The sequence below is a fragment of the Gilliamella sp. Fer4-1 genome, assembly GCF_001690515.1.
Taxonomy (GTDB): Bacteria; Pseudomonadota; Gammaproteobacteria; order Enterobacterales; family Orbaceae; genus Gilliamella; species Gilliamella apicola_C.
Genome location: NZ_LZGZ01000220.1, coordinates 1 through 8,710, shown reverse-complemented (window position 1 = coordinate 8,710; position 8,710 = coordinate 1). Strand labels below are relative to the sequence as shown.

The window sequence follows — 8,710 nt, the reverse complement described above, 5'->3', positions numbered from 1 at the left end:
AGTTGATGTAAATTATTAATTAATAATTTAGATTTTATTAAAATCACAAGTAAAATTAGGGCGACTATGCCAATAATTATGGCGAGCCATTCGGTTAATCCCAAAGCATTGAACATAATTAAGCCCTTTCAAAAGTAAATGACATGACTTCATTTAAGTTATTGCCATCTAGCGCGATCATAATTAAACGGTCTAACCCTACAGCAACACCAGCACAGTCAGGTAGCCCTGCTTCCATTGCGGCAAGGAGTTCAATGTCAATATTTTGTGTAGGTAGATTTAGCTTGGTACGATCTAAATTATTTTGTTCAAAACGCATTCGTTGTTCTTGTGGGTTTGTAAGTTCTTTAAAGCCGTTAGCAAGTTCAACACCTTTGTAGTAGAACTCAAAACGACTCGCTACGCGATGATCTTCTGTGCTGATAGCAGCTAATGCTGCTTGTGATGCTGGGAAGTGATACACTGCAATAGGTTTATCTTGACCAATATAAGGTTCAATACCAAAAGTGAACAAGCATTGTAGTAATCCATCTTTATCATAACTTTCGGCATTAATGCCAATATCCAACTGGTTTGCCGCATTGATTAATGTTGTATGATCAGCTTCTAATGGATCAATATTCAAATGGCGTTGAAATACTTTTTGGTAAGAAATACGCTCAGCAGATTCACAATCCAAAATAGTTTGCAGTAAATCATCGACTTCGTTGATCATTTGCATCATGTCAAATTGGATGCGATACCATTCAAGCATGGTAAATTCTGGGTTATGGTAACGACTGACTTCTTCATGATTACGAAAGCACTTACACATTTGGTAAATAGGGCCACTACCTGCAGCAAGTAAACGCTTCATGTGATATTCAGGGCTGGTAATTAATGACATCTTTTGCCCTTGCTGTTCATTAAATTCACCGGGTTTTAAAAAAGTAGAATGAAAAGAGCTTAAATGCACATCGGTAACTGCATATTGGCTTAAGGTTGGTGTTTCAACTTCTAAAATACAACGATCAGCAAAAAATTGACGTATTTGAGAAATAATTTTTGCACGTTTAAGTAAATTATTAATAGATGCGGAAGGTTGCCAAGTCATAAAAATATCCATGGATTTGATTAGTTACTAAAAAGAAGAAAAATAGGGCATAGGCCCTATTTTTTATTGTTGGCGTTCATTTTGCCACAAAGCAAATAAGTTGTCGTATTTTTCTTGCTGTTGCCAAATATGGTGATGTAATGCAGAAAGAATAATTGGATCTTCTAAAATTGCTAACTGTTGTTCTTTATTGATTTTTTCTAAATCAGTTTGCAGATATTGTTCAATAAGCTCAATACGTTTTTGCTGATTTTTAGTATTAGGTAAATGTCGAGAAGTGGATAATGCACAAGCAAGTGCGTTATAGATAGGATCGACTAATGCTATAATAAAGCCATGCTCAACAAATGCCGCTTCTGTTTTAACTAAATATTCTCCAGTGAGTGTGACGGCTCTTGCTGGATGTGTTTCTTCTGGTGTTAAGAATAATCCCATTTTCTTTGCTTTCATACCAATGCTTGAAAGCCCAGATACTCTAATCACTAAAGGAGAAATGGTTAAAGGTATCAATATGGCTATATACCAATAAGTAAATTGTGGGTTTAACCAGATAATCACAGCTAACCATACAATACCTAATAATGATAATGGCCAACAAAAATAAAATGATTCCCCCCACGTTAGCGCATCATCACTTCGGGACGGAGATTTCCATTGGATTTTACTGCCCATCCAAGCTTTAAGTACAAATTTACTGTGGAAGATCATCCGGATTGGAGCTAAGATCATTGACCAAATCATTTCAACAAATATCGATAGAGTTAATTTAAGAATACCACCAACATCTTTTGCTCTCGTTCTCGCTATTATAATGCCATAGCTGAAGAATTTAGGTGCAAACAATAAAACCATCGTGGTTGAAAGTAGTTGAATAGCCAATTGCTCATCCCACCTTGGCCAAGTTGGGTAAAATTGGTTAGGTTGGAAGAAATATTGAGGTTCGGAAATATTAAACACTAATAATAATAAGGTTGAGAATATTAAAAACACCAACCACAATAATGATGAAATATAGGCCATGCCACTGGTTGCAAACATTATGCGGTGTGTCAATTTAATCCCACTTTTGAAAATTAATCTTAAATTAATCAAGTTTCCCATACACCAGCGATTGTCTCGTTTTAGATCTTCTATCATATTACCTGGTAGTTCTTCGTAACTACCATTCATATTATAAGCGATCCAAACGCCATAGCCAGCACGACGCATAAGGGTGGCTTCAACTAGATCATGCGATAAAATATGAATTGGTTCTTTCCGTTTTGGGAGCGGTGATAGTATGCAATGCTCAATAAATGGTTTTAAGCGAATCATTGCATTGTGTCCCCAATACTGTGCTTCGCTTAATTGCCAAAAGTGTGTACCAGAGCAAAAAATATCGCTGTAAATTTGGTTGGCAAATTGTTGAATACGACCGTAAAGGGTGGTCATTCTTACCGATTTTGGTGGTGATTGTAAAATACCTGCTTTAGGCGTCATTTCCATCATGGCGATCATTTTTAAAATACAGTCACCAGTCATAATGCTGTCGGCATCAAGGATCATCATATATTCATATTGATGGCTCCAACGACGGCAAAAATCATCAATATTACCGCTTTTACGTTTTACTCGGCGTTTGCGGTGGCGATAAAAAACGTTGCAACCATTGTTTTGTTTTGTTGCATTAAATTCAGCCCAAGCTTTAAGTTCGTTAACATACAGATCGGGATCGTTAGTATCACTTAATATATAAAAATCACAACAAGCTGCGTGGCCTGTTTCAGCTAAAGATTGATAAGTTGCTTGTAACCCAGCAAATACTCGAGCAACATCTTCATTACAAATTGGCATGACTAATGCAGTTCGATGCTTGCTATCAATATGCGCTGCTGGATCTGTGGGAATTTGGATAGTATAACGATCTTTACCCATTACAGCTAAAATTAACCCCATAATACTGGTCCAAAATCCAATAGAGATCCAGCAAAATAAAATCGCGAATAAGGTAATAATCGCGCCTTGAATAATATAAGGTATTATGCTGTAAACAGCTAATTCAGGATTGATATCCCAATTAGCCATGAAATTGATTTTTTGCCAGCTTTGATAAGGCAATAAAGATGATAGATAAGTGGTTCCGTAGTATGTTTGTACTACAATGAGTGTAAACATAATAAAACGGCGAATTAAAGCAAGGATATTAGTACCATGCTTTGCTTTGGTTGTAAAGCGTTGGTTCCAGATCTGGGGTTGAATTGAAACGCGATCCATTTCAGGGTAACTTGGTTGTTGTTGCCGCTCATCAATAAAAGAACAAGTATCGCCAACCTGATTTAAACGATATTTTAAAAATTCGACATCGTCAGGTGGAATCACATTGTTTTCAAATTTCTGACGCCAAATTTTAGCGCCAGAAAGATTTGCAAAGTAATCTTTTTTCATATTTTTAGCTTATTATAATAATTATTGTGCGGGGTATTGCCCACTCCACGTTTCAGAAATCACTTCATTGGTTGCTTGCGAAGCAAGTTGTATACGAATATCTGTTGCTTTTTTATTATCTTCAACGTTGAATCGAACAATGACTCGCCAACCTTTAATTACTGGATTGTATTGTACGTCACAACTTACGATAGCACCATTATTAATGCTTGAAATCACTTTAACTGGATCTTTTTCTGATAATTCAGGGCCTGCGAAATCAATTACGTATGCATTAGAGCCATCAAGTTTACGAATTAAATTAGCTTGTTTTATATCGCCTAGTGATAAGCGTGTACTAATTGCTTGTGCAACATTATTGGGATAACGCTGTTTTTCGTTTAAGGTATAATGTAATCGATATTTAGTATCAAGCACATCACCAGCTTGGTATTGTTTTTCTGGCACCCAAAATGCAACGATATTGTCGTTAGTCTCATCAGCTGTTGGGATTTCAACTAATTCAACACGGCCTTTTTGCCAGTTGTTTAGTATTTCTACCCAAACACTTGGTCGTTGTTCATAGTGATCATCAAGATCTTGATAATCATCAAAACCTTTATCACGTTGAATTAATCCAAATGCTTTCGGGTTTTCTAAACTATAAGATGAAAACGATAAACGTTTAGGGTTATTTAATGGACGCCATATCCACTCATTATTGCTAGCTAAGATCGAAAGGCCATTAGAATCATGCATTGCAGGGCGGTAATTTAGCAATGGTGATGGATAATTAGGGCCAAATAAGAACATGCTAGTTAATGGTGCAATACCTAATTTTTTTACTGAATTACGGAAAAATACTCTTGCTTGTACGGTGATCGTCGTATCAATACTTGGTACAAGCGTAATTTTATAAGCCCCAGTTACACTAGGCGAATCGAGTAATGCATAGATAATCAAGTGTTTTTGATTAGGTTCAGGTCTTTCAATCCAATATTCTTTAAAACGTGGAAACTCTTCCCCAGACATTTCACCAGTGTCAATGGCAAGACCTCTAGCTGAAAGACCATAATGTTGATCTTTTCCTACGGCACGAAAATAGCTGCCACCAAGAGCCGAAAAAATTTCATCATCAGTTTTTGTTGGATTATTAATCGGATAATGGACTTTAAAACCAGCAAACCCAAGATCTTTACTGTTTAGTTTATCGAGATTGATTGGGCTTAAATCAAAATAATTTGGATCATATTCAATTGGGTTAACTTTATTATCGACAATTTCATTGATTTTTATTGGAACATCAAAGTACATCCCTTCATGATAAAACTCAAGTTTGAAACGATTTTTTCGATCGCCCCAATAGGCTTTTTGATGATTGAATAGGATTTTTTGATAATCAGCAAATTGTAAAGATGCTAATTCATTTGGAATATTTTTAGATGGCTGAACATAAGCCTTTTTGGATAGTTTTTCTGCTTTTTCAGCTATATCATCGAATGAAAAAGCCCACGAAGAAAAACTAATGCAAGAAACACAAGCCATGCAAAGCACCTTGCTAATTAGCTTTTTACTAAAAGGAGTATTGGGTAATAAGTTGTACATACAGACTCGCATTATTATCTAAAAATATTGAAGTAATTGATAATATTTTTTTTGGGATCACTCAAGCATTTTTCAACGTAATCTACTTTGATCTCTTGAAGAATGCTAGGATTTTCATCGATCAGGAAGTGAGAATAGTTATCTTTGGCAATCTTTGTTTGTAAGGATAAGATATCTTGTTCAGACATTTTGAATTGTGGCTGAAAGTATTGCTTTATTTTAGTGGTATCTTTGGTATAAATTGCAGTAACAAAATCAGCTGAATACTGGCAATAATTTTTAATATTGTTTTCGGTTGCTTTTATTTTGCTTAATTCAATATTATGTTCAGCTTGATTTTCTTCAACTACTTTTTTAAGTTGCATATCATATTTTAACTTATAATTTTCGTTCAGATAAAAACTTAATACACAAGATGATGGGGTATTGTCACTTTTACAATTTAAAATACCACGTTTAATAACATAGTTGTCGAAATTTTTATCGCCAATAATTTGGAGCAATTGAGTTTTAGCATCAACGACATAAGGGTCATTAGCTTCTGTTTGCTGTTTTAATAAAGATAACTGCTCTGTCTTTGAAATTGCCTCGCTATTTTTTGTAGGCAAATTTTTTTTTGCACAACCTGCGGCAAGAATAGAAATAGTGGCGCATATAAGGATTTTACTTACTTTCATTTATCAAATTCCATGAGCATATTTTTTAGTTATTTCGGTTAATTTCAATTCGGTTAATTTCAAAGAGAGCCACTGTATTATTCATTTAGTTACATTTTTATAATAAAAATCGCTTATAACAATTATTGATATAGCCGGAAATTATATACTCTTATTTTTTTAAATAATACCAGTAGATTAAATTAAATTTATAAAAAGCCTACATTAGATATAATTACTTCTTCCTAATGTTTGCATATTTTTTTATTATCGACGGTAAATTCAGATTTATGTGCAACAGAAGGCTTAAATTTACCCTTCGCTTTTAGAAAAGCAATAAGTTGCTCGGCATTCATGTTAGATTTAGAGCAGGTGTGAAATACGGCGTTTTCACCAAACTTATTTTTGATAGCACTAAATAAGGAAGATTCTGTGTAATTGTTTCCTTCCATCATATGCAATACTTCATGCCCGTGAATTGACATTAAAACCTCCTCTGCAAATTGTTGTTTATTTAATGTATAATATTCGCCATTTAGAATTGCGAAAGATAGCAAATATTATGAGTAAAAAAAAGTGGTTAGATATTAAAAATATTGTCAATTTTATTTATTGCTTCCCCCCGATTTATATCAGGGGCGTAACTAATACAAATGAGGCAAAATATTCAATCGAGAATAATCTTATTTTACTCTTTATTATTAGCTAATTTTACAATAATTGATTGATTTTCGCTTTTAACTTGGTGAATTACAACTGAGATAATATCAGCAAGTTTGTAGCCAACTTTATTTTCGATTTTGATTATTCCTTCATCGGGTAGGGCAGTGATTTCTTCCTTGACTGAATGAATCATTGAAAGCGGTACAAATGCAAAAGCGCCTATATCACATAAACGAACTCGAGCTCCACCACGATTGATATCAATAATTTCAGCTGTGTAACTTTCGCCAATTTTATCTGATAAGTATTGAGCATAAAGGTTTTCAGCCATATCACGCTCAGCAAAGCGTAACATCTTTCGCCTTTCATTCATGGTTTTTAGTTGTTCTTTATCTGGTGGAATTAGTTCTTGTAAGCGAATATATGCTTTGATTAGCCGATGGTTGATCATGTCGCCATATTTACGTATTGGGGATGTCCATGTTGCATAAGCATCGAATCCTAAACCAAAATGAGGCTTTGGCTCAATTGAAAAATCTGCAGGGCTTTGAAACTTGCGAAGCCTTGTGGCTAAAAATGGGATGTTGTCGATCATCCGACGCAACTTTACGTAGCCATCAAAAGATAATAGAGATTCTTTATCAAATTCAGTAATCCCATTATCGTTGAGAAAATTTAGCACTTGTTCGATATATTTATTATCAAAACCCGCATGAATATTAAAAACTCCAAAACCAATTTTATTTTGTAATTGTAATGTTAAAGCTTGATTTGCCAGAATCATGACTTCCTCAACGATATGATTGGCAATTCGACGAGTTTCTTTAATGATTGATTTAACTTGGCGGTTTTCATTTAGAGCAAAACGATAATCGCCATTATCTTTAAAAACGAGTGCATGAGTTTGCCGCCATACTGTGCGGATATTAGCTAAGTCAGCTAACCAGCTAAGTTGTTTTTTAATATTAGGGTTATTATTTGCTAATTCACTACTATTTTCTAGAAAATCGGAAACATTACGATAAGTTAGTTTAGCTTTTGACTCAACCCAAGCCGGCATAAAGGTGATGTCATCGGTAATAATATCGCCTGCTTGGTCAATATTTATTTTGCATATCATAGCAGGTCGTTTTTGATTCGCTTTTAATGAACATAGCTCATTAGCAAGCTCTTTGGGTAGCATGGGAATATTAAAATCTGGCAAATAAGTTGTAAAATTCCTGATCTTGGCAATATTATCCAATTCGCTATCTTGTAATATATAAGCGGTGGGGTCAGCAATAGCAACCATAAGTTGATAATGGTCATGTTCATTTTTAGAAACCGTAATTGCATCATCCATATCTTCGGTATCTTCGCTATCAATAGTGAAAAAATTAACATCAGTTAAATCTTGGCGATTATTAAGCTCTGCATCGTTAATTCCTAATACTTCGGTGTGTGGCGGGATCGTTTCTAAATCATAACGAGCTAATGTTTTTAGCCAAAGTTGGTAAGGAGAATTACTGTCAGCAACAAAACGAGTAATTTCAGCAAAAAAATGGTTACTTTTTTCTTGTAACGGGTGAGAAGTGAGCATTGCAACAACCCAATCATTTTCTTTTAGCTTTTCGCTAACTTGATTGTGTACTTTACAACGAATGGCAAAATTAGCGGGCATATTTTCAGGATAAATAACCATTGCACGATCTTGAAAGCCTATTTTGCCAATAAATTTTTGTAATGCACTCTCGATTAGAAATTCAGGTTCAAAAGTTTCTTTACCGTTATTACTGATTACAGCCCCAGAAACCTTATCGCCATTACAAACCTTTTTCATTTTAGCAACAGGGATGAAATAGCTTTTTTTATTATCTACATCTAAAAAACCAAATCCTTTTTCATGTGCTCGAACAATGCCTTCAACACGTGGGGTTTGTTCATGAAGCTCTTGCTTTAATTGTGCCAGTAGAGGGTTATTTTGAAACATATGCCTTAACACTATTTAAAAAATTTGGGTTAAATTCTATCATAGTTATGCAAGTTTTGGTTATTGAATTAATCGGTAATAGCGCTGAAAATAGACGTATAATAATGCCACTTGAAATAATCGATTAAATTAGTCTATGAAATTAAATTACAAATTACAGGGTGATGGGCAGCCGATAGTGTTTTTGCATGGCGTTTTTGGCAGTTTAGATAATTTGAATATGCTAGCAAAAGATTTTGTGCAACATTATCAAACAATTCAAGTTGATTTACGTAATCATGGAAATTCACCTTGGTCTGATCAGATAAGTTATCAAGCTAT

The 8,710-nt window shown here is 34.5% G+C and carries 7 protein-coding genes; 1 reads left to right on the top strand and 6 read right to left on the bottom strand.

The window, feature by feature from the left end; genetic code table 11:
• Positions 1-118: 118 nt before the first annotated feature.
• The 6 genes from epmA to A9G30_RS08015 all read right to left on the bottom strand — a co-directional run bounded on the left by epmA (position 119) and on the right by A9G30_RS08015 (position 8,389).
• Positions 119-1,093: an elongation factor P--(R)-beta-lysine ligase gene (gene epmA, locus A9G30_RS08040; protein ID WP_218057372.1), complete on the bottom strand. Its 975-nt coding sequence runs from the start codon at positions 1,091-1,093 to the stop codon at positions 119-121.
• A 63-nt stretch (positions 1,094-1,156) separates the two neighbouring features.
• A complete protein-coding gene (gene mdoH, locus A9G30_RS08035) occupies positions 1,157-3,517 on the bottom strand; it encodes a glucans biosynthesis glucosyltransferase MdoH (RefSeq protein ID WP_065588618.1) in 2,361 nt (786 codons plus the stop codon).
• Positions 3,518-3,538: 21 nt separating this feature from the next.
• Positions 3,539-5,101 carry a glucan biosynthesis protein G gene (locus tag A9G30_RS08030; protein ID WP_255305756.1) on the bottom strand — a complete coding sequence of 521 codons (1,563 nt, stop codon included), beginning with the start codon at positions 5,099-5,101 and terminating at the stop codon, positions 3,539-3,541.
• A gap of 14 nt (positions 5,102-5,115) precedes the next feature.
• Positions 5,116-5,778, bottom strand: coding sequence for a hypothetical protein (locus A9G30_RS08025; protein WP_065588616.1), 663 nt, complete (start codon positions 5,776-5,778; stop codon positions 5,116-5,118).
• 224 nt (positions 5,779-6,002) lie between these two features.
• Positions 6,003-6,242 (bottom strand): YecH family metal-binding protein, encoded by a 240-nt coding sequence (locus tag A9G30_RS08020; RefSeq protein ID WP_065588615.1) that lies wholly within the window; start codon positions 6,240-6,242, stop codon positions 6,003-6,005.
• Between the two features lie 203 nt (positions 6,243-6,445).
• The gene (locus A9G30_RS08015; RefSeq protein WP_065588614.1) at positions 6,446-8,389 is read right to left on the bottom strand and encodes an exoribonuclease II; all 1,944 of its coding nucleotides are present in this window, start codon (positions 8,387-8,389) and stop codon (positions 6,446-6,448) included.
• A gap of 136 nt (positions 8,390-8,525) precedes the next feature.
• Here A9G30_RS08015 and A9G30_RS08010 point away from each other — a divergent pair.
• Positions 8,526-8,710 (top strand): PGAP1-like alpha/beta domain-containing protein (locus A9G30_RS08010; protein WP_218057780.1); only part of this gene is annotated, 185 nt, incomplete at its 3' end.